Source organism: Plantibacter auratus, assembly GCF_050587365.1.
In the GTDB taxonomy this organism is placed as follows: domain Bacteria; phylum Actinomycetota; class Actinomycetes; order Actinomycetales; family Microbacteriaceae; genus Plantibacter; species Plantibacter auratus.
Genome location: NZ_JBOBFV010000001.1, coordinates 965009 through 989922 on the forward strand (window position 1 = coordinate 965009; position 24914 = coordinate 989922).

Sequence of the window (24914 nt, forward strand, 5' to 3'; positions counted from 1 at the left end):
GCCGGTCGGGCGGCGGTGCTTCCGCCGGTGCACGGCGGGTGTCCGACGCCGGTGCTAGCGTCGGGCCGTGTCCGCTTCCCTCTCCCCCGCCCTCGCCCGACGGATCGCGCTCGGTGCGCAAGGGTTCGGCGCCCCGCAGCGCACGACTCCGGCGGGTACCCGCACCCTGCGCTCGACGATCGATCGCCTGGGTCTCCTGCAGATCGACTCCGTCAACGTGTTCGAGCGCAGTCACTACCTGCCGCTGTTCGCGAGGCTCGGCGGATACGACAAGACGCTGCTGGATCGGCTGACCCTCGGAGCCGACGCGCCCTACCTCGAGTACTGGGCGCATGAGGCGGCCTTCATCCCCCGCGACTCGTGGCCGTTGTTCCGGTGGCGGATGGACGCGCACCGCGCGAAGCATGCCGGCGACGAGACCACCTGGGCGAGCCAGAACACGGAGATGTTGGACTGGGTCCGAGCGCTCCTGCGCGTCGAGGGGCCGCTGAAGGCGAGCGAGATCGAACACGACGCGAACGTCCGACGCGGACCCTGGTGGGGATGGTCCGATGTGAAACGGGCGTTGGAGGTCCTGTTCCTCTACGGCGAGGTGGTCACGGCCGGTCGCGACCGGTTCGAGCGCCGGTACGCGCTGGCCGAGCACGTGCTGCCGCGGCACCTCCTCGACCTCGACATCGCCCGGCCCGACGCGATCCGTGCGCTCGTCGAGCAGGCAGCGGCAGCGCAGGGCGTCGCGACCGTCGCGGACCTCGCGGACTACTTCCGGATCAAGCCGCAGACCGCGGTCCGCCGAGCTGTCGACGAGCTCGTGGACGCCGGAGTCCTCGAACCCGTGACCGTGGCCGGCTGGGACCGACGCGGTGGGCCGCAGGAAGCGTGGCTGCACCGCGACGCCCGACGGCCGCGGCGGATCGAGAGGGCCGCGCTGCTCAGCCCGTTCGACCCCGTCGTCTGGTTCCGCGAACGCGCCCTCCGCATGTTCGGACTCCACTACCGGATCGAGATCTACACGCCGGAGCCCAAGCGCATCTACGGCTACTACGTGCTACCGGTGCTCATCGACGGCGAGATCGTCGCGCGCGTCGATCTGAAGAGCGACCGCCAGTCCGGGGTCCTGCGGGTCCAGTCCGCCTGGTTCGAGCGTGGACACCAGGATGCCGTCGCCAGAGGGCTTCGTCCCGTCGCCGACGACGCGATCGCAGCACGCCTCGCGGAGCTCCTCGAACAGACGGCCCGCTGGCAGGGACTCGACGCGGTGGTCGTCGTCGACCGCGGGACGCTGGCGGCGCCCCTCGCGCATGCGGTCGGCACCCGGCTCGTCCCCGGCTCGCGCGCGCCGGAGATGGGTACTACTCCCCATGCTCAGGAGGCGCAATCACTCTCAGGGGATGCACACCGACTGCTAAGTTGATGAGCACCTTCATGGTCCGAAACGAGGGGAACCCGCCCATGAGCAACGACGACACCACACCACAGCAACCAGGCCGACCGAACCCGGGCGAGCAGCAGAACCAGCCGTCCCGGGGCGACCAGCAGCCCTCGTACCAGCAGGGTCAGCAGCAGCCCAACCCGTACCAGTCCGGACAGCAGCAGACGCCGAACCCGTACCAGCAGGGCCAGCAGCAGACGCCGAACCCGTACCAGCAGGGTCAGCAGGGTCAGCAGAACCCGTACCAGTCCGGGCAGCAGCAGACGCCGCACCAGGCGCCCCCGGCTCCCTACGGTCAGCAGACCGGTCAGCAGCCCGGCGCCCAGAACCCGTACCAGCAGGGCCAGCAGCCCAACGGCCAGTACGCGACGGCACAGAACCCGTACGCGACCGGCGCTCCGAAGCAGCCGATGGACCCGAAGCAGAAGAAGCGGATCATCCTGTGGTCGTCGATCGCCGGTGGCGCACTCGTACTCATCGCCGCCGCCGCCATCACCATCAGCGTGCTGAACACCACGGCGTTCGGCCCGCAGGCGAAGGTCGAGGAATACCTCAAGGCCATCGCCGCCGGCGACGCGAAGCTCGCGACGAGCCTCGTCGCGCCGGACCCGTCGATCGTCGGCAGCACCGACGACGAGTCCGCGGAGCCCGAGGCGACCCCGGACCCGTCCGCGTCGGCCGATCCGGATGCGGACGCCGAAGCCGAGGCTCCGGCCGCCGTCAAGCCGACCGCTCTGCTCACCAACGAGGTCTTGAAGGGCGCCGACGAGCGCATCAAGAACCCTGAGGTCGGCCGCGTCTACAACCGCAACGGCGAGGCACGCGTGCAGGTCACGTACGAACTCGGTGGCAAGAAGTACGAGGACTCGGTCACGCTCGAGAGCGAAGGCAAGCAGTTCCTGTTCTTCGACCAGTGGAAGCTCGCCAGCTCCCTCGTCGGCAGCATCAACGTCTACACCGGTCTCGGTGGCACGGCGTTCAGCGTCAACGGCGTCAACTTCGACGGCGCGTCCGACGAGAGCCTGTTCGCCTACCCGGCCATCTACACGGTCGCTCCGCCGGAGAGCAAGTACCTGCAGGGCGACGCCCAGACCATCACGCTGAGCTCATACAGCGCCGGCGAGGGTTCGGCCTTCATCGACATCGACGTGACCGCCACCGAGGCGCTCACGACCGAGGTCACGAAGCAGGTCGTCGCGATGATCGAGAAGTGCCTCGACGCCACCACGCTCGACACCACCTGTGGCGTCATGCCGGACTGGCAGCAGAAGCAGTTCACGAGTGTCGGCCCGGTGACCTGGACGCTCACCTCTCCCCCGACCGTCGAGGTCGATGAGAGCGGTTCGTACTTCTACACCTCGGACGGCCGGATCGACGGCTCGTTCGACGCCTCCTGGTACGGCAGTGCCGTGGCGGGGCAGCAGGTGTGGGACACGTACCTGAACTTCCCCGGCAAGATCACGATCGACGCCGACGACAAGGTCACGGTGACGTTCGACTCCGACGAGCAGACCGAGTAGCGGTTCTCGTCTGAACGCCAAATGGGGCGGCACCTCCGGGTGCCGCCCCATTCGTGTATCCGGGGCCGGGAGGCCCTCGCCTAGAAGCCGCCGCCGATGGTGCTCAGGCGCTTGATCCGTTCGACGAGCGGCGGGTGGGTGCTGAACAAGCGGGCGACCGCGCCGGGCTTCAACGGGTCGGAGATCCAGAGGTGCGCCATGGACGAGTTCTGCTTCGCCATCGGTCGACCGTAGGCGGCGAGCTTCCCCAGTGCGCTCGCGAGCGCTTCCGGATGACGGGTCGTGAGGGCGCCCGTCGCGTCGGCGAGGTACTCGCGCTGACGTGAGATGGACAGCTGGACGAGCGTCGCGAGCAGCGGTGCCACGAGCATCGCCACGATGCCGATGATCAGCATGACGGGGTTGCCGCCGTTGTTGTTGTTCCGGTTGCCGCCACCCCAGATCGTCATCCGGAGGAGCATGTCGGAGAGGAACCCGATCGCGACGACGAGCCCGAAGACGACCATGGACACGCGGATGTCGTAGTTGCGGACGTGACCGAGTTCGTGGGCCATGACCCCCTCCAGCTCGGCGTCGTTGAGGATCTCGAGGAGGCCGGTCGTCGCGGCCACCATCGCGTGCTGGGGGTCGCGACCCGTCGCGAAGGCGTTGGGCGCCGGGTCGGCGATGAGGTACACCTCGGGCATCGGCGTCCCGGTGGTGATCGCGAGGTTCTCGACGATGCGGTACAGCCTCGGGTTGTCGGCCAGCTCGATGCGCTGCGCACCGGTCATCGCGATGGCCTGCCGCCCCGCGAAGAAGTACTGGATCACCGCGTACACGACGGCCACGACGAGCACCACGATCGTGATCGTCAGGTTCTGGTAGAGATACCCCGCGAGCCAACCGAGGCCGCCGATGATGACCAGGAAGACGACGAAGATCAGGACCGTGTTGAGCTTGTTCCTGGCGATGGCGCGGTACATGGGACTGCGCTACCGCACGTCAGAACTGGACGCGCGGCGGTTCGGCGATCGCCGCGTTGTCGGTGACCTCGAAGAAGTCGTGCTCCGAGAACCCGAGGCCCTTGGCGAACAGGTTGTTCGGGAACACCTTGACCTTGGTGTTCAGCTCCCGGACACCGCCGTTGTAGAACCGGCGCGAGGCCTGGATCTTGTCCTCGGTGTCGACGATCTCGGACTGGAGCTGGAGGAAGTTCTGGCTCGCCTGGAGCTGCGGGTAGGCCTCCGCGACGGCGAAGATGCTCTTCAGCGCCTGCTGCATGTGGGTCTCGGCCTCACTCACGGCCGCCGGCCCCTGCGCGGTGAGCGTCTCGGCACGAGCCTTCGTCACGTTCTCGAACACGGCCTTCTCGTGCGCCGCATACCCCTTGACCGCCTCGATGAGGTTCGGAATGAGGTCGGCGCGTCGCTTCAGCTGGACGGTGATGTCGCTCCATGCTTCCTCGACCCGCACGTTCAGCGTCACGAGCGAGTTGTACGTCACCCAGAAGTAGATGCCGACGATGACGACCAGGGCGACGACGATGAGGACTGGGATCAGCCATTCCATGAGGATGGGCTCCTTGTGAGTCGATGGAGAGCGGGTCTGCTCATTCTACCTGCGACCCGCCGGTGCCCTTGGGGAGTTCGGAGGAAGCACGCAGCAGGCGTACAGCGCGGATGCACCGGACACCCGGCGGGCCGTCACTCGCCGAGGACGCGGGCGAGGTACCGGTTGCCGAACAGGCGGCCGGGGTCGAGGCGGTCGCGGAGGCGGACGAACTCGTCGAAGCGAGGATAGGCGCCACGCAGGGACGATGCGTCACGGCCGTGCAGTTTGCCCCAGTGGGGCCGACCGCCCAACTCGATCATGATCGCCTCCACGGCGCGGAAGTACTCCCCCGGGTCCTCACGGAAGAAACGGTGCACGGCGACGTAGCCGGTCGCTCGTCCTGATGCCGTGGAGAGCCACAGCTCGTCGGCCGCTGCGACCCGCACCTCGATCGGGAAGGAGATCCGCCACCCCCGCTCCTCGATGAGTGCGCGGATCCGGGCGAACGCGTTCGGGAGGTGCTCGAGCGGCACCGCGTACTCCATCTCCACGAACCGCACCGTGCGGCTCGTGGTGAACACGCGCGTCGACCGATCGGTGAACTCGCGGTCGCCGACGAGGCGATCCGCGAGCCGGTTCACGCGCGGGACGATGGCCGGCGCGACGACGCCCGTGTTGCAGAGGACCCGGTAGACCCCGTTGGCGAGGAGTGTGTCGTCGACCCACTTCGCGACCGGGCGGAGTGGCTGCGTGGGCGCATCACCCGGCAACCGGTGGTTCGTCTTGGTCAGGGCGGTCGCGGTGTGCGGGAACCAGTAGAACTCGAAGTGGTCGACGGCGGCGGCCCGGTCGAGCAGCTCGGGCAGCAGCTCGTCGAGCGGCTCCGGCCGTTCCACCGCGTGCAGCACGAACGCCGGGACGCACTGCAGCGTGACCTCGACGAGGACCCCGAGCGCTCCGAGCCCGAGCGCCAGTGCCGGGAGGAGCCCTGGTTCCTGTTGGGCGTCCGACGTCAGCAGCTCGCCGTCCGCCGTCACCATCGTCACCCCGACGACCTGCGTCGCGATGCCGCCGAACGCCGCCCCGGTCCCGTGCGTGCCGGTGGAGATCGCGCCGGCGACGGACTGCCGGTCGATGTCGCCGAGGTTCGGCATGGCCAGACCGAACGGTTTGAGGAGGCGCGGGATGTCATGGAGGCGCGTGCCGGCGCGGAGGGTCACGCGGTTGCGTTCCCGATCGACCCGGACCAGGCCGCTCAGGACATCGAGCTCGAGCAGCACACCGGGCGCGACGGCGATCCCGGTGAAGCTGTGTCCGGCTCCGACCGCCTTGATCGGAAGGCCCGCCCCCGCTGCAGCACGCACGAGGCGCTGCACCGCGCCGACCGAGTCGGGCCGCTCGACCCGCACGGGCCACGCCCGCTCGGTCCGCGCCCAGTTCGTCCACGATGTCGTCTTCCCCATCAGACGTACCCCTGCCCTTCGCCGCGGTACGTCGGTAGGACGGCTTCCACCCCGTCGTCCCCGACCACGTGGAAGGCGTCCACCCGTTCGCTGAGCTCCCCGGACTTCGTGTGCCGCAACCAGACGCGGTCACCGAGCCGGAGCGACGCAGCCGCGGCCCCGGAGACCGGCGTCTGCACCTCGCCGGCCATCTCCCGCGGGAGCATCTCGAGGCCCTCCGGCCACGCGATGAGCGGGAGGCGGTCGAGCCCTGGCGGACCGGAGGCGACCCATCCGCCGCCGAGGATCGTCGCGAGCTCCGGCGACGGCTTCCGGACGACCGACAGACCGAATGCCGCGGCCGGTGCCGGGGTGAACGCCCGGTAGTGGTCGAAGAGGTGTCCGCCGAAGACGCCACTCCCGGCGGCGATCTCGGTCACCGAGTCGTCGGACGCGGTGAGCTCCAGGGATCCCGTCCCGCCGCCGTTGACGAACTCCAGCTCCGCGACCGCGCGCACCTCCGCGACCACGGCGGCACGACGTTCCCGGAGTTCGGCCCACGAGCGCCGCTGGATCGCGCGGAGCGCAGCCGACCACGCCGGTCGACCCGCGAGGTCGTCCCCCTGCCCGGCGATCTGCGCCTCGTAGGCCATGATCCCGACCAGGCTGAAACCGGGTCGGGCGACGACCGCCTCCGCGAGAGCCCGGACCTCGTCCGGCGTGCGCAGGGGCGAGCGGCGGACACCGACGTGGCCGAGGGCGGGCGCGCGGAACGAGGCGTCGAGCTCGATGCACACGCGGATGCGTGCACGTCGCTCCGGAGGTGTCACCGCGTCGACGAGGTCGAGGTGGTCGAGGGAGTCGATCATCAGGGTGATCCGCGAGGCCGCCCGTTCGTCGGCTGCCAGCCGCGCGATGGCGCCCCGCTCCGCCGTCGGGTAGCCGACCACGATGTCGTCCACCGTCTCGGACAACCAGAGCGCCTCGGACAGGGAGTAGGCCAGCACGCCGGCGTAGCCGGGTTGTCTGAGGAGCGCGTCGATCACCGCTCGGACACGGATGGATTTGCTGGCGACGCGGATCGGTTTCCCCGCGGCCCGTCGGAGCATGTCGTGCGTGTTGTGGCGGAGCGCTGCGAGATGCAGCACGGCGACAGGCGAGTCGACGTCGGAGACGGCCCGCTCGATACCGCCCCAGTACCGCCTCGGGTCGAGCCAGGGCATCGGGTCGGACACCCGGCCGCCTGCGGTCAGTTCGATGCTCATCAGCGCACTCCTCGTACTCGGGTGACGGCGACCGCCCCTGCGACGGCGCAGGCCGCGGAGACGAGGTAGAGGCCGGCGAATCCGCCGAGCCAGGCGACGAGGCACGCGCCGATGAGCGGAGCGACCGCCTGCGGCACCGCCTGGGCGATGTTCATGATGCCGAGGTCCTTGCCGTGCGACGCCGGGTCCGGCAGGACCTGCGTCGCGAGCGCCTGGTCGACCGACATGAAACAGCCGTAGCCGAGCCCGATGAGCGCCGCCGACACGAACCCCATCGGCAGCGAGGGCCAGATCGCGAGCAGGAGTGCGGCGAGCGCCTGTGAGGCGGAGGCCGCGACGACGAAGACCCGTCGTCGGCCGATGCGGTCGGACAGTCGGCCGAGCAGGATCGAGGACCCGACGACGAACACCGTGTAGACGACCGTGACCAGCAGGAGGTCGGTCTCGGCGTCGGCGTCCCCCAGCCCGAAGAGCAGGAAGTAGAACAGCAGCGAGGTGCTGAAGGCGTTGCCGAGGTTCACGAGGACGCGGCTGAGCATGGTCCAGGCGAAGTCGGGGTGCCGTCGCGGTGAGATCCAGAGGCTCTCCAGGAGCGCGTGAACGGTGAGTGGCACGGGTCGATCACCCGTCGGGAGTGGATCGGGCAGCCGGAGGAAGGGCACGACGAGCACGATGAGGAGGACGGCGAGCGCCAGGTACCCCACGACCATCTGGGTGCCGAGCAGGAGCAGGAGGGCGATGCCGAGGATGACCCCGACAGCCTGCGGAGCGGAGATCCACCCCGAGACGAAGCCGCGCTGCCCCACCGGCACCTGATCGGAGATGGTCGCGGTGAGCGCCGCTCCCAGGATGCAGAAGCCGATGATGGCGAGGCACCAGCAGACGCCGATGCCGACGATGCCGGTCTGGAGTCCGAGGAGGACGAGCCCCAGGGCGAAGACGAGCGCACCAGCTGCGATCCACGGGCGGCGTCTCCCGAACCGCGACCGTGTGCGGTCGGACAGGGCGCCCGTCAGCGGATACACGACGATGGAGCAGAGTCCGGCCGCCCCGGCGACGACGCCGAAGGCGACGACGCTGTCCACCCAGTGTTCGGGAGCGAGCGTCGCGTCGATCTGCGCGGGCAGGAGGAGCTGCAGCGGGGCGAGCTGGGCCATCCAGACGCCCAGCCAGGCGACCGCGAAGGCGGCGACCCAGCGCCCGGTGACCCGTCGGTCGGCCGGGTGGTCGACGGCTGCGGTGCCGAGGCCGCTCATCTCGGCCCCGGTTCGGCGAGGGTCGCGACGAGGTGCGCCACCGTCCCGACGAGTCGCCGGGCTTCGGCATCGTCGCGTCGCACCAGCCAGCCGAGTGTCAGCCCGTCGGTGAAGGCGATGACGGTCCGCGCGATCTCGTCGACCGGCTGCGTCCAGGTGCTGCCGCTGACCGTGGCGGCGAGCGCGAGCGCCTCACACGCGAGCTCCTCGTACCGTCGGTACTGCTCGAGCGCGAGGTGCTCGAGGCCCGGCGTCCGCATCGCGTAGGCGCTGAGCTCCTGCATCGCCGCCTCCCGAGCCGGATCGGCGCGGAGGAGGTCGACGTAGCGTTGGAGGCCGGCACGGACGACGGCCTCGAGGGTGGGCGAATGCTCCTGAGTGGCCTCCTCGTCCGTCAGCAGCTCGCCGACGTCGAGGACGACGCGTTCATGCTCGACGACGTGCGCGACCAGTTCGGCGAGGAGCTCGTCGCGGGAGGCGAAGGCGTAGTGGAAGCTGGCCAGCGACATCCCGGCCTCGGCCACGATGGCCCTGGTCGTGGCGGCGGCGACGCCCTCGGCTGCGACGACGCGGAGGGCGGCGCTGATCAGCTCGGCTCGTCGGTCGACAACGGAGATCCTCGGCATCGCAACCCTTCCCGGGGCGCCTGCGGGCCGTGCCGCTCCATCGCGGTCGACTCGACTGGGACGGATGACCCAGTCGCGCAAGTATGGCGGACCGCCGGCCCGAGCGCACCTGTCGCGACGGTTTTCCCGTGCGGATCGCCGAGAATGTGTCCCGATCTGGCGCGGGAGGTTGACTTCCCGCGGTGATCTTGGGGGAATGGAGACGGTGACCGGGGAACACGCGCGTGCAGGAACAGGAGTCCGATCGAATCGCTCGATCGGACGCGTCGCGATCCTCCTCGCCGTCTTCCTCTCGGCCGGGCTCTGGACGACGACCGTCGCGGGCCCTGCATCGGCGACGCCCGAACCGCTCCCCACCCCGAGCGAGAGCGCTGCGACGCCGACCCCACCGCCGCTCGACGGGCCGACCATCACGAGCCCCGATTCCGGTTCCTTCATCGGCAGCGGCAGCACCACGGTCACCGGGACGAAGGACGCCGGCACGGGGGTCCAGCTGCAGGTCGGCGACGGTCTCGAGCCGGTCTGCATCCTGCCGCAGGACGACAGCACCGCGTGGTCCTGCTCGATCGACCTGCCCGACGGCGGCGGACTGCTCATCACCGCCGTCGAGGTCGGCGGCCCGGAGACGCTCTCCGCGCAGATCGCCGTGTCCGCGCTCGGCCCGCCCACCATCACGGAGGGGACGCCGAGCAACGGCGGCGTCCGCGGCACGGCCCACCCCGGAGCGACGGTGACGGTCCGCGCCGACTCCGGTGCCACCTGCAGTTTCGCGGCGGACAGCTCCGGAAGCTGGTTCTGTGTGCTGGGCGAGCCGCTGCCGGCCGGCGACGTCTCCGTGACGGCGACGCAGCAGGCTTCGTTCAGCGGCAACCAGCGCTCCGACGCGTCCGCCCCGGTCATGCTCACCATCGACCGCGACGCTCCGGCCCCGCCTGTCATGTCCTCACCGACGGCCGGACAGGCGATGCCGACCTCGGCGGCAAGCTACGCCGGCACCGGCGAGGAGGGCGCGACCGTCACCGTCTTCGCCGACTCGACGTCGGTCTGCACGGCGGTCGTCACCGGTGGCGTGTGGAGTTGCTCGGGCGGGGGCGTACCGGCGGGCGCTCACGTCGTCCTCGCGATCCAACAGGATGCCGCGGGCAACACGAGCGGGGCGAGTACGGCGATCACCCTGACGTTCGGCGACGCATCGGCCGCGCCCGCCACGCCGGCACCGTCCGCCTCCCCATCGCCGTCCGACGGCACCGAGCCCGCGCCCGCGCCCGGGGCACCCGCTCCGGGAACGCAGCAGCCGACCCCGTCGCCGAGCGGCGAACCGGCACCAGGCGCCGCTCCACCCACCGGTGGTGGCGGACTCTGGTCAGGGACGACGCCGTTCACGCAAACCCTCGCCTCCAGGATCGACGGACGCGGCCAGCCGGTCTGGTGGCTCGCCGCACTCCTCGCCCTCGCGGCGGTGGCGCTCATCGCGATCCCGGCCCGACTCCTCGCGACCTCCATCGCCCCCTGGCGCGCCACGATCGCCGACCGTCGTCGTGCAGCGGTGACCGGGCGCAACCGACCGAGGGACGAGTTCGAGCGGGTCCCGTCGGTCCCGCTCCCGAGTCGCACGGCGATGGCTGTCGTCACCGCCGTTCTCGCGGCAGGCATCCTCATGTTCGCGCACCCGGTGACCGGTCAGCCGGCGTACCTGAGGCTTTGGTTCGCCTCACTCATCGCCGTGGTCGCGATCAACGTCGTGGGCCTCCTCGCGCAGCTCGTCGTCGCACGCCGAGCCAGGCTGGGCTCGATGCGCGTCAGCGTCCGTGTCGGCGGACTGGTGGCGGTCGGTGTCGTCACCGCGCTCTCACGCCTCCTGGCCCTGCAGCCGGCTCTGCTCTTCGCGCTACTGACCGAACTCCGACCCACACGGAGACCCGAAGCGCATGAAGCCGGCTCGACATCCTCGGCGGAGACCGATTCCGGCGCCATCACGCCACGCATCGCGGGCCGCCTCGCGCTGGCCCGGATCGCTGCGGCCGCCGGGCTCGGTTCGATCGCCTGGCTCGTGTCGGCGCTGGCCGGTGAGCCGAGCGGCGGCGTGGGCGCGATGCTCGTCGAGGCCGTGAACCTGACCGCGATCGCGGGGATCGGATCCGCGTCGATCGCGCTCCTCCCCCTCGGGCCGCTCGGTGGACGCGCCATCCTCGCCTGGTCGAGGCCGGTGTGGCTCGGCAGCGCGTTCGTGGGATTCACACTGCTGTTCGGACTCCTGGGCCCGACGGCGACGGTTCCGGGTGCGGGTGACACGCTCGTCGGACTCCTGCTGGGGTCGCTCGCCTTCGCGGCGGTCGGAGCTGGGACGTGGGCCTGGAACCGTCACCTCCGGCCGCTCATCGACGCGCGCTAGGCCAGACTCGCCCGACGACGGCGGTCGCGAACGGCCCTGGCCTACAATCGCGGTGAAGGCCACACACCGGGTCGAGAACCCGGTGCCGAGGTGCGGGAGGGTTCGGGATGTTCGGTTCGAAGAGGAAGCTCGACGATCTCATGGCGCAGCTCAGGCCTGACCTGAGTCGGGAAGCACTGGGCGTCGGGGCCGCGTTCCCCGGCGTCGCCCCGAATCCGGTCCTCAGCGGAGATGCTCGCAAGCGGAACGCCGAACTGCGGACGGGAACGCTGGCGCTCGGTGTCCTCGTCGATTGGCGGGAGGTCAACAACAATCCACGCCTGGTCCTGATGCTCGACGTGGAGACCGCCGACGGTGCGTCGTTCCGCGGGATCGCCGACGAGAGCTTCACGATCACGGAGCTCACTCGACTGTCCCCAGGACAGACGTTGCCCGTGCGCTACCGCCCGGACGTCATGGACCACTACGTCGCCCTCGCGCGCGACGCGGACCCCGCGCTGGTGCAGCAGCTCGCGGACGAGATCGCGAGACGCAAGCGGCGCTGATCCGATCGCCCGGGCGGCAGGGGTCGCGACGATCGCGATCCGCTCGTCGGGGACGACTCAGCCGGCGTCGGCGGGACGCTCGACCGGCAGGCCGCTGGCGGCCCACTCGGAGATGCCCCCGGTGACGTTCACGGCGTCGTAGCCCTGCTGTTCGAGGTAACCCGTGACGCGGGCACTGCGGCCTCCGGAATGGCACATGACGTACACGGTCTCTTCGCGGGGCACCTCGTCGAGGTGGTCGAGGAAGGACGACATCGGCAGGTGTCGGGCACCGGGCACGCTGGCGACGGCGACCTCGTCGGCTTCGCGGACGTCGATGATGACGGCCTGCTCGAGCTTGCTCAGTTCGGTTGGGGTGATCTCCTGCATCGTTTCAGCCTACCGTCGAGGACGTACGGCCGGGCCGGAAGATGCAGCGGGCAAGCGTGAGGGCGAGGTAACCCGAATACCTCGCCCTCACTTGAGGCGTCTAGCAACCGGTCGACCAAGAAGCTTGCGGCTTCCGGGACCGGCTCACGGGTGACGCCCCCACCTCGAAGGTAGCGGACGGGAGGCACCTTGCGTGACGCAACACCGCCGTGTCGCGTTCGCGTCATGCGTTTCGTGCACCCCGTTCGGGGGTCAACGCTCGAGGCATCGTTGTCTCAGTGCGCGCTGTCGGGATCGCGAGGGATGTGGAGCTCACCCGGGTCGACATCGACGTCGCCGGTGTCGTCCGGACCACCGGTCCCAGGGGCGACGTTGATCATGCCGGAGGCGATGTCGGGATCACGGACGACGGGCTGCCCGTCGTCCTGCTTGGCCGCCGTCTCCGCCTCGCTGGAGGGGCTGTACGTGCGGTCTTTACTCATCTGCTCGTCGTCGTTCAGGGCGTGGTCGTGGTCGCTCGGAGTACTCATGCTGAGCACGCTAGTCGCGCACCCAAGCCCGGCAGGGACCCTTGCAGGATCGGGGCGAACGTGCTGAGGGGTACGACCGCCGTGCGGGCGACCGCTCAGTGCAGCCGGCGGAGCGATGCCGATGCGATGACGGATCGTGCGGCCTCGACGTATGACGCCAGCGTCTCGCGCAGTGCCGCCGCGTTGTCGTCGGTCAGGTCGATCTCGTAGTTCTCGCCGTCGATGCCGAACCGGACCGTCTCCCCCAGCCCGCGAGGGATGTCGGAACCGTCGAGGTCGTCGACGAGCGTCGTGATCGTGCGGGTAGCCATGCGTCCATCCTTCCATGCGGTGCCGGTACGGCGACGTACCCCCGGTGGGGTTCGAACCCACACTGCGGCGATTTTAAGTCGCCTGCCTCTGCCAGTTGGGCTACGGGGGCGTGCACCTCATCGTATCGAGGCGTCGAACGCCGAGAGGCGCATGCCCCGGCGGACCGGATGACATGCGCCTCTCGAGGAACGGAGCTGGGCTCCGGACCGGACTACTTGTTCGCGCTGACTTCCTCAGCGGGCGTCGCGTAGGCCTGCTCGTCGTCGGCACCGGTCGGGGCGCCAGCAGCAGCAGGAGCCTCGGCAGCAGGAGCCTCGGCAGCAGGAGCCTCGGCGGCGGGCGCTGCGGCCTCGGCCGGGGCGGCCTTCGGCTTGCGCTTCACGGGAGCCTTGCGAGCGGGCTTCTCAGCCGCTGCGGGAGCCGCCGGAGCTGCTGCAGGGGCAGCAGCGTCTGCCGGGGGCTTCGGGCGCGACGCGAAGGTCTCGAAGGCCTCACGCGGGTTCTGCACGGCCGACAGGGAGACGATGTCGCGTCCCAGCCAGAAGTTGTTCCACCAGCCACCGAACACCCGGAACTTGCGCTCGAAGCTCGGCATGGCCAGCCCGTGGTACCCACGGTGCGCGAACCAGGCCGGGAGGCCCTTGATCGCCAGGTTGCCGGACTGGAAGACACCGACGCCGATGCCGAGACCGGCGACCGCACCCATGTTCTTGTGGAAGTAGTTCTTCGGCTCCTCGCCACGGAGGACCGCGGTGATGTTCTTCGCGAGGAGCTTGCCCTGACGGACGGCGTGCTGAGCGTTCGGCACGCAGAAGCCACCGACGCCACCGCCACTGAGGTCGGGGACGGCGGAGACGTCGCCGGCCGCCCAAGCACCCTCGACGATGTCGTCGTCGGTGCCGACGCGGAGGTCGGCGCGGGTCTTGATGCGACCGCGCTCCTCGACGGGGAGGTCGCCACCGCGGACGACGCCCGGGTTCGCCATGACACCGGCGGTCCAGACGATGAGGTCGGACTCGAACGACTCACCGGTCGAGAGCTCGATCTTGCCGTCGACAGCCGACTGCAGCTGGGTGTCGAGGTGCACGAGCGCGCCGCGCTCGGCCAGGTTCTTGAGGACCCAGTGGCTCGTCTCGATCTTGACCTCGGGCATGATGCGACCCATGGCCTCGATGAGGTGGAAGTGCGTGTCCTCGAAGGAGAGCTGCGGGTAGAACTTCAGCAGCGAGCTCGCGAACGAACGCAGCTCGGCGAAGACCTCGATACCGGCGAAGCCGCCACCGACGACCGTGAAGGTCAGGAGGCGGTCGCGCTCGGGCCCGGCCGGCAGGTTCGCGGCCTTGTCGAAGTTGGAGAGCACGCGGTCGCGGATCGCGACGGCCTCTTCGATCGTCTTGAGACCGATCGCGGTGTCGGCGACACCGGGGATCGGGAAGGTGCGGGAGACGGCTCCAGCGGTGACGACGATGATGTCGTAGTCGACCTCCCAGGGCTCACCGACCTCAGGCGTGATGGTCGCCTTCTTCTCGGCGTGGTTGATGCCCGTGACCTTGGCGGTGATCACGTTGGTGTGCTTCAGGTGGCGACGCGGCGAGACGACCGCGTGACGCGGCTCGATGGAACCGGCGGCGACCTCCGGCAGGAAGGGCTGGTAGGTCATGTAGGGCAGCGGGTCGACCATGGTGACTTCGGCCTCACCACGACGAAGCTGCTTCTCGAGCTTCCATGCGGTGTCGAACCCGGCGTAACCACCACCGACGATCAGAATTTTGGGCACGGCGAACGATCTCCTACGTCAAGACGATTGGTTCAGATGAGTGTCTGAGAATATCGGAACAGGGTACTACTTCTGCAGCACCCGCTTGAAATGCCTGGTAGCGCCTATGACACCGAGCGTGACCAGGCTACCAGTTCCGAGGAGGAGCGCCAGTGGCAGCGAGCCGTAGAGCAGAGTGCTCGGCGTCGGGAGGAACGGGTTGGCGCGCACCTCGACGGCCTCGTTCTCCGGGATCGCCGGGGGTACCGGCTCCGGTGTCGGCGACGGCTGCTCGGCACCCGGATCGGGATCGGGGACCTGCGGGGCCCGTCGGTAGAGCGTGATCCAGTCGGACAGCTGCTGCTCCGGCGAGGTCGCCGCCGGGCCGACGGAACCGCTGACCGCCTTCGCGGCGTCGATCAGTCCTGCCCCGTAGATGGGGCTCTGTGCGGAGTCGCCCACCTGCTTCGCCGTTGCCGTCACGCGCTTGATGGCGTCGGCGGCGCTGAGCTCCGGCCAGGCGGAGCGGACGAGGGCCACGAGTCCGGAGACGATCGGTGCCGCCCCGCTCGTCCCCTGCCACTGCACGTAGGACCCGGCGGGCGTCACCCCGACGAGTTGCTCGCTCGGCGCAGCGACGGCGATCGTGATGCCCTGGCTCGAGGCGTCGAAGCTCGCCGACCCCGCGCGGTCCACACCGGCGACGGTCAGCACACCCGGGATCGTCGCCGGAGCACCGACCTCGACCGTCCCGCTCCCCCGGTTGCCCGCTGCAGCCACCACGACGACGTCGTGCGAGAAGGCGTAGAGGAAGGCGTCGTCCCAGCTCGTCGGCCAGTCGAGGCTGTTGCGCGTCAGCGACATGTTGATGACGTCCGCACCGTTGTCCACCGCCCACCGGACGGCGGTCGCGATCTGATCGTCCCAGGGGACGACGGCCGACCCGTCGGAGCCGAACCCGACCGAGACGGAGAGCAGGCGGGCCTCGGGCGCCACGCCGATGACCCCGGCACCGCCCGTGCGGCCACGACCGGCGATCATCGAGGCGACGAGCGTCCCGTGCTCGCTCCCCTCGGAACCCACCGGCGTCCGCCCGTCGGGACTCCCGAGCCCGGAGACGTCGACGCCACCCGCGACCGCCCCGGTCAACTCCGCCGGACCGCTCGCGATACCGGTGTCGATCACGGCGACGGTGACACCGGCGCCTTTCGTCGTCTCCCACGCCGTGGTGAAGCCGTAGTCACCGAGCCAGTACTGCATGTCGCGCACGGTGTCCGCCGACGCCGGGAGCGCCTGCGTCCCCACGAGCAGGAGCGCCAGAAGCATCGCGGACAGCGCCGACAGCGCACCTCGGAGGCCGCGCGGACGACGACGGTCTCCGCGTCGCGGTCCGTCACTCCCCCACAGGCGACCCCCGTCGCGTGCGGGGCCTATCCCTGCCCCGCCTGGCCGTCCGCGCATGCGCACACCTCGGGGCTCCAGCTCGCGCGGTCGAGCGCGAGGTCGCCGATGGGGTTGACGCCCGGACCAGCCGCAAGGGCGTGGCCGACGAGCGCGTGGAGGCATTTGACCCGCACCGGCATGCCGCCGGCGGAGATCCCGTCGATCTCGGCGACCTCGGCGATGGAGGTGCGGTCGGCGAGGTAGGCGGTGTGTGCCGTGGCGTAGTCGGCGCGGACCGCTTCGTCCTCGGCCAGGAGCTCGTTGTACTCGTTCATCACCTGGGTCGCCTCGAGCGAGGAGACCGCGGCCGTGGCGGCCGGGTGGGTCAGGTAGTAGAACGTGGGGAACGGCGTGCCGTCGGCCAGGCGGGGAGCGGTGGAGACGACCGTCGGGGCGCCGCAGACGCAGCGCGCCGCGATGCCGACGACGTTTCGGGCCGGGCGTCCCAGTTGCGCCGACACGATCTCGACGTCGCGCTCGGAGACGGGGCCGAAAGGAGGGGTGCTCATGGTTCCATTATCGCCGGGTTCACCAGTGCGTCCGGACGTCAGCCGCCGGCGGGAGGCGTCGTCGGCGTGGGAGCAGGGGTCTCGGTCGCGACGGGGGCCGGCGAGTAGCCGGTGGCGACGAGCGAGGACAGCAGACCGTCGAGCCAGTCGGACTGCGAGTCGACGAGCGTGTCGCTCACGGGTGTCTCGGTGGTGGGCAGCGAGGCCGGGTCGACGTCGTTGATGATGATGTAGCTGACCTCGCCGGGCAGGGCGTAGAACAGGCGGTCGCGTGCCTGCGTCATGACGTAGCTCTGGTCGTTCCAGCGCTCGCGTTCGGCCTGCTGCGCGTCCACCTTCTTCTGGGTGTCGGCGACACCGGCCTCCAGCGCGGCGATCTGCTGTCGCTGCTCGAGGAAGGTCTTGAGGTTCGGCGCGAGGACGACGACGCCGAGCACGAGGATGCCGAGGAGCAGGACGCTGAACCCGGACAGTCGCAGACTCCGCAACCAGCCGCCGGCGTCCGACTGGCGTGCCGGGGCGGTCCGAGCCGAGCCGGTCCGCGAGCGCGGTGCCGAGGAACCGGCCGACGCGGATCGCGGAGCCTTCGTCGTCGACCGCGGGGCTGTGCCTGCGGAGCGTGCGGGCTTCGCGGGGGCTCCCGTCGGGCGCTTGGACGACGAGGAGGCGCGCTTGGAGGAGGCATCCGTGGAGCTCGACCGGGGCTTCGACGTCGGTCGTTGCTTCGACGAGCCGGAGGACGAGGAGGACGCTGTTCCGCTGCCGGACGGCGTGGGCTTCAACTCGCCGCCGGCCGGCATCGATGGCTTCTTCACAGGCGCCTCCCGCACACGACGAAGGCTCTCAGGGGTGCCGATCGGCACCCCTGAGAGCCTTCAGGTGACGATGCTTAGGCGGTGAACCGGGGGAAGGCGCTGCGGCCGGCGTAGACGGCTGCCTGACCCAGCTCCTCTTCGATCCTCAGCAACTGATTGTACTTCGCGACCCGCTCGCTGCGCGCAGGCGCACCGGTCTTGATCTGGCCCGCGTTCGTGGCGACCGCGAGGTCGGCGATCGTGGTGTCCTCGGTCTCGCCGGAGCGGTGCGACAGGATCGTCGTGTAGCCGGAGCGCTGTGCGAGGGAGACCGCGTCGAGCGTCTCGGTGAGCGTCCCGATCTGGTTGACCTTGACGAGCAGCGAGTTCGCCGCACCCTTGGCGATGCCGTCGGCGAGACGCTTCGGGTTCGTGACGAACAGGTCGTCGCCGACGATCTGGACCTTGGAGCCCAGCTCGGGGGTGAGGTGGGCGTAGCCTGCCCAGTCGTCCTCGGCCAGCGGGTCCTCGATGGTGATGAGCGGGTAGTTCGCGACGAGGTCGGCGTAGTACGCGGTCATCTCGGTGCTGTTGAGCGCCTTGCCCTCGAACTGGTACGCGCCCTCCTTGTAGAACTCGCTGGAGGCGACGTCGAGACCGAGCGCGATGTCGGTGCCGACCGTGAAGCCGGCCTTCTCGATGGCCTCGACGATGAAGTCGAGGGCCGCACGGTTGTGCTCGAAGTCGGGGGCGAAGCCACCCTCGTCGCCGAGGCCGGTCGCGAAGCCCTTCGACTTCAGCAGGCCCTTGAGCGTGTGGTACGTCTCGGTGCCCCAGCGGAGCGCCTCACGGAAGCTCGGAGCGCCGATCGGGAGGATCATGAACTCCTGGATGTCGACGCCGGTGTCGGCGTGCGAGCCACCGTTGATGATGTTCATCATCGGGACCGGGAGGACGTGGGCGTTGGCGCCGCCGACGTAGCGGTAGAGCGACAGGTCTGCGGAGTCCGCAGCGGCACGGGCGACCGCGAGGCTCGCACCGAGGATCGCGTTCGCGCCCAGGCGGCTCTTGTTCTCGGTGCCGTCGAGCTCGATCATGGTGTGGTCGACGAGGCGCTGGTCGTCCGCCTCGATGCCCTCGAGGGCCGGGCCGATCTCGTCGAGGACGGCGTCGACCGCCTTCTCGACACCCTTGCCGAGGTAACGCGCGGCATCGCCGTCACGCAGCTCGTACGCTTCGAACGCACCGGTCGATGCGCCGGACGGGACTGCTGCACGGCTGACCGTGCCGTCTTCCAGGAGCACCTCGACCTCGACGGTCGGGTTGCCTCGGGAGTCGAGAATTTCGCGAGCGCCTACTGCCTCGATGAGTGCCACTGATGTTCTCCTTGTGGGGATTGGGACGTGGGACGGGTACGACGGCCGCCCGCGCTCAGTCTAGTGACATCGGCTGAACGGGCGCAGAGCCACGGATCGTCGCCCGAGGCGCGCGGTCAGCGGTCGAGCCGGAAGCTCGACACGATGCCGTGGTGGTCGCTGCCCTCGGCGTCGCCGACGGCGTTGTGGGTCGCGGTCATGCCGCGGACGAAGACGTGGTCGAGTCGCATGAGCGGTGTCCCGGCCGGCCAGGTGAGTCCGAAGCCGCCCTCGCTCTGATTGGGCTCCGACACCTCGCTCTGGAGTGCGGCGAGCGCCCGGTCGGAGGCTGAGGCGTTGAAGTCACCCATGACGACGATCCGATCACGGGTGTTCGCCGCGACGGTGTCGGCCAACTCCGCGAGCATCACGTCCCGTTCGGCGTGCGCACCCGGACGCGCGGAGTCGGCGTGGATCACGTAGACGCTCACGGCTCCGGACGGGGTGTCGACGACGGCGTTGATCGCCCGGTACCAGTCGAGGCCGAGCTTCAGCCCGACCGAGTCGGCGATCGGATAGCGGCTCCAGAGTCCCACCGTCCCCGTGAGCACGGAGTACGGATACTGCTCGTCGAGCGTCGCGGCGAGCGGTTCGCGGTCATGGTCCTCGATCTCCTGGAGCGCGATGAGATCCGCCCCACTCGCCTGGAGGGAAGCCGCGATGACCGCGGGATCGCCCTGCGGCCCGAGGTTTTGGCTGGCGACCGTGAGGGAGGCCTCGGCCGGGACCGCCGAACGTGCGTCACCCATGGGGACGACGCCGGGGCCGAACAGGAAGGCCCAGACGAGCGTCGGCGCAAGGAGACCGATGACGGCGCCCGGCGTGCGGGCGACGAGGAGGACGAGGAAGAGCACCGGCAGCACGACCCACGTCCACGGCAGGGCGTTGTCCCAGACGAGTCCGAGGCCGAGGATGTCGGGGACGAGGGCGTGGGCGGCCGTCAGCAGGGCGAGCGGGACACCGACCGCCAACGCGAGCGTGGTCGCCCGGCGCCGCACGAGGCTCACCCGGCGGCGCGGAGAGCCGGTCGACTCCGGGGCGCGCTGCGGGCGCGCTGCAGGGGCCATGACGCTCATCGGGGGAACCAGTTCTTCGATCGGGGGCAGAGCGGACGGATCGCTCGTGGGAGGGGATCCGGCCGAATGCTCCATCCTGCACCGACGAGCTGGGCAGCGGCTCGGAAGCGCGCCGAGGAGCGGGAAGCGGGTGCGGGAATCGTCAGTCGAGCGCTTTGAACTCGAGCGACTCGAGGGTCGAGTCGGCCGAGACGAACGCGAAGGCGCCGAAGCCGGCTGCCGACACGCGGTCGAGGAGGGCCCTGAGGTTCTTCACGCGGGCTTCGAGGCGCACCCGACGCCCCTGGGCGACGAGCTTGGCCTTCAACGCCACGAGCGTCACGGGAGGCACGTCGCGGTCGTGCACGAGCACGACGGCATCCGCGGCCGCGCCCGCGGGGAGCTCGATGAGGTCGACGATGCGCTCGAAGCCGATCGAGAACCCGACCGCCGGCACGTCCTGGCCGAGGAAACGCCCGATCATGCCGTCGTAGCGACCGCCGCCGCCGAGCGAGTACCCGAGGTCGGGGTGCGCGATCTCGAAGATGGCGCCGGTGTAGTACCCCATGCCCCGCACCAGGAAGGGGTCGAACACGAGCGGGTTCGCGAAGGGGTCGGCCGGCTGGCCCTGGAGGGAGGTGGCCGCGGCGACGGCCTTCCCGAGGGCGTCGAGCTCCGCGACGACGGCGTCGTCCGCACCGAGCGGCAGCGCCTTGCGGATCGCCCGCTCGCCGAAGGTGTTGAACTCCATGGTCTGCGGGCGGGAGAAGAAGGCCTCGAGTGTGTCGACGGCGATAGCGTCGACGCCGCGGTCGCGCAGTTCGGCGACCACCCCCTGCTGACCGATCTTGTCGAGCTTGTCGATCGTGATGAGCACCTGCGCGTGCTCGTCGGCGGGGAAACCCAGCGACTCGAGCATGCCGATGAGGAGTCGGCGGTCGTTGATCCGCACGCTGCAGCCGGTGATGCCGAGCTCCGCGAGGGCCCCGAGGGTCGCGATGATGAGCTCGGTCTCGGCGAGGTTCGAGGACTCTCCGATGATGTCGATGTCGCACTGCACGAACTGGCGGTACCGGCCCTGCTGCGGCCGTTCGCCGCGCCAGACCGGAGCGATCTGGATCGAGCGGAACACCGGCGGGAGCTCGGCCCGGTGCGTCGCGTAGAACCGGGCGAGCGGCACGGTGAGGTCGAAGCGCAGGCCGAGGTCGGTGAGTTCGGTCTGGTTGTCCGCCGCGGCCACGATGGCCTCCGGGGTGAGCTTGCGCCGGAGGATGTTGAACGCCATCTTCTCGTTGTCGCCGCCGAGCCCGGAGTGCAGCCGGTCGTACTCCTCCACCACGGGCGTCTCGATCTCGTCGAAGCCGTGTGCGGTGAAGACCCGACGGATGGTGCCCAGCGCGTGCTCCCGACGGGCCTTGTCGGCGGGGAGGAAATCGCGCATGCCGCGCGGCGGGTTCACTGGAGCTGCCATGCCTCAATTCTGGCATGGCGGGGAACGGGCACCGTGAGCCGACGCCCGGCGACCCCTCGCTCAGCCGTCCGTCGGGGACGCCACCGGACGCTCGGCGTCCTGCACTCGCGCGCTCAACCGACGGACGGCACCCCGGAGCGCCCGTTCCGCGTCGAGCCCGTTCGCCCGTGCTGCGGCAACGACGGCGAGGAGCTGCTCCCCCAGGGCGTCCTCGTCGTCCACGACATCGGCGTCGACCGTCGGGCCCACCCCGAGCGGCACGGCCCTGCCCAGCACCTTGTCGGCGAGGGCGAGCGACGGCATCCCCTGCGGGATCCCCTCGAGCGCGCTGCTGCGCTTCGCCTTCTCCTCGGCCTTCGCAGCGTTCCACACGCGCACCACGTCCTCCGGGGTCGGCGCTGCTTCGTCGCCGAACACGTGTGGGTGACGGTGGACCATCTTGCGGGTGACGGCCTCGGCGACGTCGTCGAAGTCGAACGGTGCATCGGCGTCACGGGACGCGATCTCCGCATGGAAGACGACCTGCCACAGCACGTCGCCGAGTTCCTCGACGAGTTCGTCGCGCGTCCCGGCCTCGACCGCTTCGACGAGCTCGTAGCTCTCCTCGATGAGGTACGGCACGAGCATGTCGTGGTCGATGCCCTGCGTCCAGACGCAGCGGTCGCGGATCTGCCGCATGGCGCCGACGAGGCGCTCAGTGGAGGTGTCGCCGATGGGCTCGCTGCTCACCGACGGGCTCCCCACGGGCGGCGGTCGTCGGTGCTGCCGGTCTTCGAGATCAGTCGCGCGATCCGGTCGCGCGCTTCGGTGAAGGGTGGGTAGACGAGCGACAGCGTGTCCGGGGACAGCGGCTTGGAGAACACCGCCTTCGCGTGACTGAACGTGTCGAAGGAATGGCGGCCGTGATAGGCGCCCATCCCGCTTGCCCCGACGCCGCCGAACGGCAGACCCGGCACGAGGAGGTGCGCGGCCGGCACACCGAACGCCAACGCGCCCGAGGAGGTGTCGCGCGTGAACCGCTTCCGCGTGGCGCGGTCGTCGCTGAAGACGTAGAGCGCGAGCGGCTTCTCCCCTGCCCGGATGTGCGCGATGGCCTGTTCGAGCCCGGACACGTGGAGGATCGGCAGGATCGGACCGAAGATCTCCTCCTGCATGATCGACGCCGTAGCGTCGACGCCGTTCACGACCGTCGGGGCGATGTACCGCTCCGCGGCGTCGACCCCGCCGCCGAGGGCCGGTTCGAGACCGTCGAGCAGACCGCTGACCCGGGCGAAGTGCTTGTCGGAGATGATGCGGCCGTAGTCGGCACTGTCGGCGGGGTCGGGGCCGTAGAGGGCTGCGATCGCGTCGCGCAGGTACGGGACGAGCCGATCGGCGACCGACCGCGTCGCGAGCAGGTAGTCGGGGGCGACGCAGGTCTGGCCGGCGTTCATGAGCTTGCCCCAGACGATCCGGCGGGCCGCGTCCGCGAGGTCCACGGTGTCGTCGACGTACACCGGCGACTTCCCGCCGAGTTCCAGGGTGATCGGGGTCAGATGCTCCGCCGCGGCCCGGGCGACGACCTTGCCCACCGCGGCGCCACCCGTGTAGAAGATGTGGTCGAACCGCTCGGCGAGGAGGGCGGTGGCGGCCTCCGCATCGCCCTCGACCACCGCGACGGCACGGTCGTCGAGGTACTCCGGGAGGAGGCGCGCGAGTGCGGCGCTCGTGGCGGGGGCGAGCTCGCTGGGCTTCAGCAGGACGGCGTCACCCGCGGCGAGCGCCCCGATGACGGGACCGATGCAGAGCTGGACCGGATAGTTCCACGGGCCGATGACGAGGACGACGCCGACCGGTTCCGCCACGACCGATGCCGACGCCGGGGCGAGGGTGAGTGGCACCGCGACGCGTCGTGGCCGCACCCAACGCTTCAGGTGCTTCAGCGTGTGATCGATCTCGCCGACGAGGAGGCCGATCTCGGTGATCTGCGCCTCGGTACCGCTCTTGCCCAGGTCGGTCGCCAGCGCCCGCTCGAGCTCGACGCCCCGTTCGAGGAGCAGTTGCTTCAGCGCACGGAGCTGGCGGAGCCGCCAGGCGACGGGCTTCGTGGTGCCGCGGTCGAAGGCCTGTCGGAGCCGGGCCACGGCGTCGGCCACGACCACCTTCGGCTCCTGCTTCGTCCGGATGCTGGTCGCCATGGGTTCCTCCGACTCGACGGGATCGTGGGCACCAGCATACGTCCGTCCGCAGACCGACGGCCTGGCCCGTCGACCGGCTACCCGACGCCTGGAGTCGCGAGGAAGCGGTCGACGTCCGCGGCGATCTCGCGGGACTTCGTGTGGTGCAGGTAGTGGTCGGCGTCGAGCGGCACGACCTCTCCTCGGTCGACGCTCGCAGCCTGCTCCTCATGGAGCGGCAGCCACCCCGCCACCGTCGGGTTGTCGCGCTGGGCGAAGAGCAGCACCGGGAGGTCTGCCGGGAAGGTCTTCCCCTTCGCCGCTCGGAAGTTCGCCGCGATGCGCGACATCTCGTCCGACGACGTCGCACTCGAGGTGTTGCGCAGCGAGATCATCCCGAGCTGCTCACGCGTGTGCTGGTCGTACGGCGGATCCGGGTACGGGTCGCCCGACAGCGCCGTGACGACCCGGGTGATGCCGAGTGCCTTCGCCGCACGCAGGGCGTCGACCGGCAGCGCGGCGTCCATGCCCGGCTGATCGGGCACGCTGCTGTCGATGCCGACGAACGCCGTCACCTCGTCGCGGAACCGCTCGACGTAGTCCAACGCATAGATCCCCGCGATGGAGTGTCCCATCAACACGTACCGGTCGATGCCGAGCCCGGCGACCGCCTCGTGGATCTCGGAGACGATGTTCTCGGTCGTTCGCGGCACGTCGGTCTGGTCGCTCAGCCCGTATCCGAAGGGCTCGACCACGACCACCCGGTACGACGACGAGAGCTCCCCGACGAGCGGCGAGAAGTCGAGCACGGGCGAACCGGTACCGAAGCCGGGCAGGAGGACGATGGTCTGGTCTCCCTCCCCCGTCACCGACACGTTCATGCGTTTGCCGTCGACCTCGACCCGCTGCCCGTACTCCTCGATGCGCGTTGCCTCGGAAGCCGACGCGGCGGTGTTGACGATGGTGGTCGTGAGGAGCCCGGCGAGCACGAGCGCGACGAGCGCCACGACCCCGGTGAGGACGATGCGGAGGAACTTCTTCATCCCTCCACGCTAGGGATGGACGACGGCCGTCGGATCGGCCGCGGGTACCG

The 24914-nt window shown here is 70.0% G+C and carries 24 protein-coding genes and 1 tRNA gene; 5 read left to right on the forward strand and 20 right to left on the reverse strand.

Annotated features, from left to right (window positions below):
- Positions 1 to 67 precede the first annotated feature (67 nt).
- Together ACQ3HE_RS04490 and ACQ3HE_RS04495 are read left to right on the forward strand one after the other, a co-directional pair.
- Positions 68 to 1414: a winged helix-turn-helix domain-containing protein gene (locus tag ACQ3HE_RS04490; protein WP_430891466.1), complete on the forward strand. Its 1347-nt coding sequence runs from the start codon at positions 68 to 70 to the stop codon at positions 1412 to 1414.
- 38 nt (positions 1415 to 1452) lie between these two features.
- Positions 1453 to 2952, forward strand: coding sequence for a zinc ribbon domain-containing protein (locus tag ACQ3HE_RS04495; RefSeq protein WP_430891467.1), 1500 nt, complete (start codon positions 1453 to 1455; stop codon positions 2950 to 2952).
- A gap of 80 nt (positions 2953 to 3032) precedes the next feature.
- Here the strand turns inward: ACQ3HE_RS04495 and ACQ3HE_RS04500 are convergent, their stop codons facing one another.
- From ACQ3HE_RS04500 to ACQ3HE_RS04525, 6 genes are all read right to left on the reverse strand, one after another.
- Positions 3033 to 3917 carry a M48 family metalloprotease gene (locus ACQ3HE_RS04500; protein WP_079002033.1) on the reverse strand — a complete coding sequence of 295 codons (885 nt, stop codon included), beginning with the start codon at positions 3915 to 3917 and terminating at the stop codon, positions 3033 to 3035.
- A gap of 19 nt (positions 3918 to 3936) precedes the next feature.
- A complete protein-coding gene (locus ACQ3HE_RS04505) occupies positions 3937 to 4503 on the reverse strand; it encodes a LemA family protein (RefSeq protein WP_064296457.1) in 567 nt (188 codons plus the stop codon).
- Between the two features lie 134 nt (positions 4504 to 4637).
- A complete protein-coding gene (locus ACQ3HE_RS04510; RefSeq protein WP_430891469.1) occupies positions 4638 to 5948 on the reverse strand; it encodes a D-arabinono-1,4-lactone oxidase in 1311 nt (436 codons plus the stop codon).
- Positions 5948 to 7192, reverse strand: a complete 1245-nt coding sequence (locus ACQ3HE_RS04515) for an alanine racemase (protein ID WP_430891471.1) — start codon at positions 7190 to 7192, stop codon at positions 5948 to 5950. Before ACQ3HE_RS04515 ends, ACQ3HE_RS04510 begins: the two co-directional genes overlap by 1 nt.
- Positions 7192 to 8448 carry an MFS transporter gene (locus tag ACQ3HE_RS04520; protein ID WP_274499634.1) on the reverse strand — a complete coding sequence of 419 codons (1257 nt, stop codon included), beginning with the start codon at positions 8446 to 8448 and terminating at the stop codon, positions 7192 to 7194. Before ACQ3HE_RS04520 ends, ACQ3HE_RS04515 begins: the two co-directional genes overlap by 1 nt.
- Positions 8445 to 9074, reverse strand: a complete 630-nt coding sequence (locus ACQ3HE_RS04525) for a TetR/AcrR family transcriptional regulator (RefSeq protein WP_430891473.1) — start codon at positions 9072 to 9074, stop codon at positions 8445 to 8447. The genes ACQ3HE_RS04520 and ACQ3HE_RS04525 overlap by 4 nt, the downstream gene beginning before the upstream one ends.
- A gap of 205 nt (positions 9075 to 9279) precedes the next feature.
- Between ACQ3HE_RS04525 and ACQ3HE_RS04530 the strand changes: the two genes are divergently transcribed.
- Together ACQ3HE_RS04530 and ACQ3HE_RS04535 are read left to right on the forward strand one after the other, a co-directional pair.
- Positions 9280 to 11466 (forward strand): hypothetical protein, encoded by a 2187-nt coding sequence (locus ACQ3HE_RS04530; RefSeq protein WP_430891475.1) that lies wholly within the window; start codon positions 9280 to 9282, stop codon positions 11464 to 11466.
- A 107-nt stretch (positions 11467 to 11573) separates the two neighbouring features.
- Entirely contained in the window at positions 11574 to 12011 is a 438-nt protein-coding gene (locus ACQ3HE_RS04535; RefSeq protein WP_430891477.1) for a hypothetical protein, read from the forward strand.
- Positions 12012 to 12068: 57 nt separating this feature from the next.
- Here ACQ3HE_RS04535 and ACQ3HE_RS04540 read toward each other — a convergent pair whose 3' ends face one another.
- The 8 genes from ACQ3HE_RS04540 to ACQ3HE_RS04575 form a co-directional block, all read right to left on the reverse strand.
- Positions 12069 to 12380, reverse strand: a complete 312-nt coding sequence (locus tag ACQ3HE_RS04540; RefSeq protein WP_064296463.1) for a rhodanese-like domain-containing protein — start codon at positions 12378 to 12380, stop codon at positions 12069 to 12071.
- Between the two features lie 275 nt (positions 12381 to 12655).
- The gene (locus ACQ3HE_RS04545) at positions 12656 to 12910 is read right to left on the reverse strand and encodes a hypothetical protein (protein WP_430891479.1); all 255 of its coding nucleotides are present in this window, start codon (positions 12908 to 12910) and stop codon (positions 12656 to 12658) included.
- Between the two features lie 95 nt (positions 12911 to 13005).
- A complete protein-coding gene (locus tag ACQ3HE_RS04550) occupies positions 13006 to 13221 on the reverse strand; it encodes a histone-like nucleoid-structuring protein Lsr2 (RefSeq protein WP_430891481.1) in 216 nt (71 codons plus the stop codon).
- 36 nt (positions 13222 to 13257) lie between these two features.
- Positions 13258 to 13331: transfer RNA gene (locus tag ACQ3HE_RS04555), tRNA-Leu, on the reverse strand.
- 102 nt (positions 13332 to 13433) lie between these two features.
- Positions 13434 to 14999 (reverse strand): NAD(P)/FAD-dependent oxidoreductase, encoded by a 1566-nt coding sequence (locus ACQ3HE_RS04560; RefSeq protein ID WP_430891483.1) that lies wholly within the window; start codon positions 14997 to 14999, stop codon positions 13434 to 13436.
- 66 nt (positions 15000 to 15065) lie between these two features.
- On the reverse strand, positions 15066 to 16304 hold the full coding sequence (locus tag ACQ3HE_RS04565; protein ID WP_159878167.1) for a S8 family serine peptidase: 1239 nt from the start codon (positions 16302 to 16304) through the stop codon (positions 15066 to 15068).
- 104 nt (positions 16305 to 16408) lie between these two features.
- Complete coding sequence (locus tag ACQ3HE_RS04570; protein WP_124768964.1) at positions 16409 to 16930, reverse strand: DUF501 domain-containing protein; 522 nt, start codon at positions 16928 to 16930, stop codon at positions 16409 to 16411.
- A gap of 38 nt (positions 16931 to 16968) precedes the next feature.
- On the reverse strand, positions 16969 to 17418 hold the full coding sequence (locus tag ACQ3HE_RS04575) for a septum formation initiator family protein (protein WP_430891485.1): 450 nt from the start codon (positions 17416 to 17418) through the stop codon (positions 16969 to 16971).
- 163 nt (positions 17419 to 17581) lie between these two features.
- Between ACQ3HE_RS04575 and ACQ3HE_RS04580 the strand changes: the two genes are divergently transcribed.
- Complete coding sequence (locus ACQ3HE_RS04580; RefSeq protein WP_430891486.1) at positions 17582 to 17830, forward strand: hypothetical protein; 249 nt, start codon at positions 17582 to 17584, stop codon at positions 17828 to 17830.
- Here ACQ3HE_RS04580 and eno read toward each other — a convergent pair.
- From eno to ACQ3HE_RS04610, 6 genes are all read right to left on the reverse strand, one after another.
- A complete protein-coding gene (gene eno / locus ACQ3HE_RS04585; RefSeq protein WP_085510462.1) occupies positions 17820 to 19100 on the reverse strand; it encodes a phosphopyruvate hydratase in 1281 nt (426 codons plus the stop codon). The genes ACQ3HE_RS04580 and eno overlap by 11 nt on opposite strands.
- Before the next feature lie 116 nt (positions 19101 to 19216).
- Positions 19217 to 20206, reverse strand: coding sequence for an endonuclease/exonuclease/phosphatase family protein (locus tag ACQ3HE_RS04590; RefSeq protein ID WP_194601873.1), 990 nt, complete (start codon positions 20204 to 20206; stop codon positions 19217 to 19219).
- A gap of 151 nt (positions 20207 to 20357) precedes the next feature.
- Positions 20358 to 21665, reverse strand: coding sequence for a histidine--tRNA ligase (hisS, locus tag ACQ3HE_RS04595; RefSeq protein WP_430891488.1), 1308 nt, complete (start codon positions 21663 to 21665; stop codon positions 20358 to 20360).
- 60 nt (positions 21666 to 21725) lie between these two features.
- A complete protein-coding gene (locus ACQ3HE_RS04600) occupies positions 21726 to 22394 on the reverse strand; it encodes a nucleoside triphosphate pyrophosphohydrolase (RefSeq protein WP_430891490.1) in 669 nt (222 codons plus the stop codon).
- A complete protein-coding gene (locus tag ACQ3HE_RS04605) occupies positions 22391 to 23842 on the reverse strand; it encodes an aldehyde dehydrogenase family protein (RefSeq protein ID WP_430891492.1) in 1452 nt (483 codons plus the stop codon). The genes ACQ3HE_RS04600 and ACQ3HE_RS04605 overlap by 4 nt, the downstream gene beginning before the upstream one ends.
- 77 nt (positions 23843 to 23919) lie before the next feature.
- Complete coding sequence (locus ACQ3HE_RS04610; protein WP_430891494.1) at positions 23920 to 24864, reverse strand: alpha/beta fold hydrolase; 945 nt, start codon at positions 24862 to 24864, stop codon at positions 23920 to 23922.
- Positions 24865 to 24914 lie beyond the last annotated feature (50 nt).

What these genes read in the sequence shown, in the direction of transcription:
- ACQ3HE_RS04515 (WP_430891471.1), bottom strand. Translation starts at nt 7,192, where the DNA reads ATGAGCATCGAACTGACCGCAGGCGGCCGGGTGTCCGACCCGATGCCC.
- ACQ3HE_RS04570 (WP_124768964.1), bottom strand. Translation starts at nt 16,930, where the DNA reads ATGAGCACCCCTCCTTTCGGCCCCGTCTCCGAGCGCGACGTCGAGATC.
- ACQ3HE_RS04520 (WP_274499634.1), bottom strand. Translation starts at nt 8,448, where the DNA reads ATGAGCGGCCTCGGCACCGCAGCCGTCGACCACCCGGCCGACCGACGG.
- hisS (WP_430891488.1), bottom strand. Translation starts at nt 21,665, where the DNA reads ATGGCAGCTCCAGTGAACCCGCCGCGCGGCATGCGCGATTTCCTCCCC.
- ACQ3HE_RS04505 (WP_064296457.1), bottom strand. Translation starts at nt 4,503, where the DNA reads ATGGAATGGCTGATCCCAGTCCTCATCGTCGTCGCCCTGGTCGTCATC.
- ACQ3HE_RS04610 (WP_430891494.1), bottom strand. Translation starts at nt 24,864, where the DNA reads ATGAAGAAGTTCCTCCGCATCGTCCTCACCGGGGTCGTGGCGCTCGTC.
- ACQ3HE_RS04565 (WP_159878167.1), bottom strand. Translation starts at nt 16,304, where the DNA reads ATGCTTCTGGCGCTCCTGCTCGTGGGGACGCAGGCGCTCCCGGCGTCG.
- ACQ3HE_RS04545 (WP_430891479.1), bottom strand. Translation starts at nt 12,910, where the DNA reads ATGAGTACTCCGAGCGACCACGACCACGCCCTGAACGACGACGAGCAG.
- ACQ3HE_RS04550 (WP_430891481.1), bottom strand. Translation starts at nt 13,221, where the DNA reads ATGGCTACCCGCACGATCACGACGCTCGTCGACGACCTCGACGGTTCC.
- ACQ3HE_RS04590 (WP_194601873.1), bottom strand. Translation starts at nt 20,206, where the DNA reads ATGGCCCCTGCAGCGCGCCCGCAGCGCGCCCCGGAGTCGACCGGCTCT.
- ACQ3HE_RS04510 (WP_430891469.1), bottom strand. Translation starts at nt 5,948, where the DNA reads ATGGGGAAGACGACATCGTGGACGAACTGGGCGCGGACCGAGCGGGCG.
- ACQ3HE_RS04605 (WP_430891492.1), bottom strand. Translation starts at nt 23,842, where the DNA reads ATGGCGACCAGCATCCGGACGAAGCAGGAGCCGAAGGTGGTCGTGGCC.
- ACQ3HE_RS04500 (WP_079002033.1), bottom strand. Translation starts at nt 3,917, where the DNA reads ATGTACCGCGCCATCGCCAGGAACAAGCTCAACACGGTCCTGATCTTC.
- ACQ3HE_RS04535 (WP_430891477.1), top strand. Translation starts at nt 11,574, where the DNA reads ATGTTCGGTTCGAAGAGGAAGCTCGACGATCTCATGGCGCAGCTCAGG.
- ACQ3HE_RS04525 (WP_430891473.1), bottom strand. Translation starts at nt 9,074, where the DNA reads ATGCCGAGGATCTCCGTTGTCGACCGACGAGCCGAGCTGATCAGCGCC.
- ACQ3HE_RS04540 (WP_064296463.1), bottom strand. Translation starts at nt 12,380, where the DNA reads ATGCAGGAGATCACCCCAACCGAACTGAGCAAGCTCGAGCAGGCCGTC.
- ACQ3HE_RS04495 (WP_430891467.1), top strand. Translation starts at nt 1,453, where the DNA reads ATGAGCAACGACGACACCACACCACAGCAACCAGGCCGACCGAACCCG.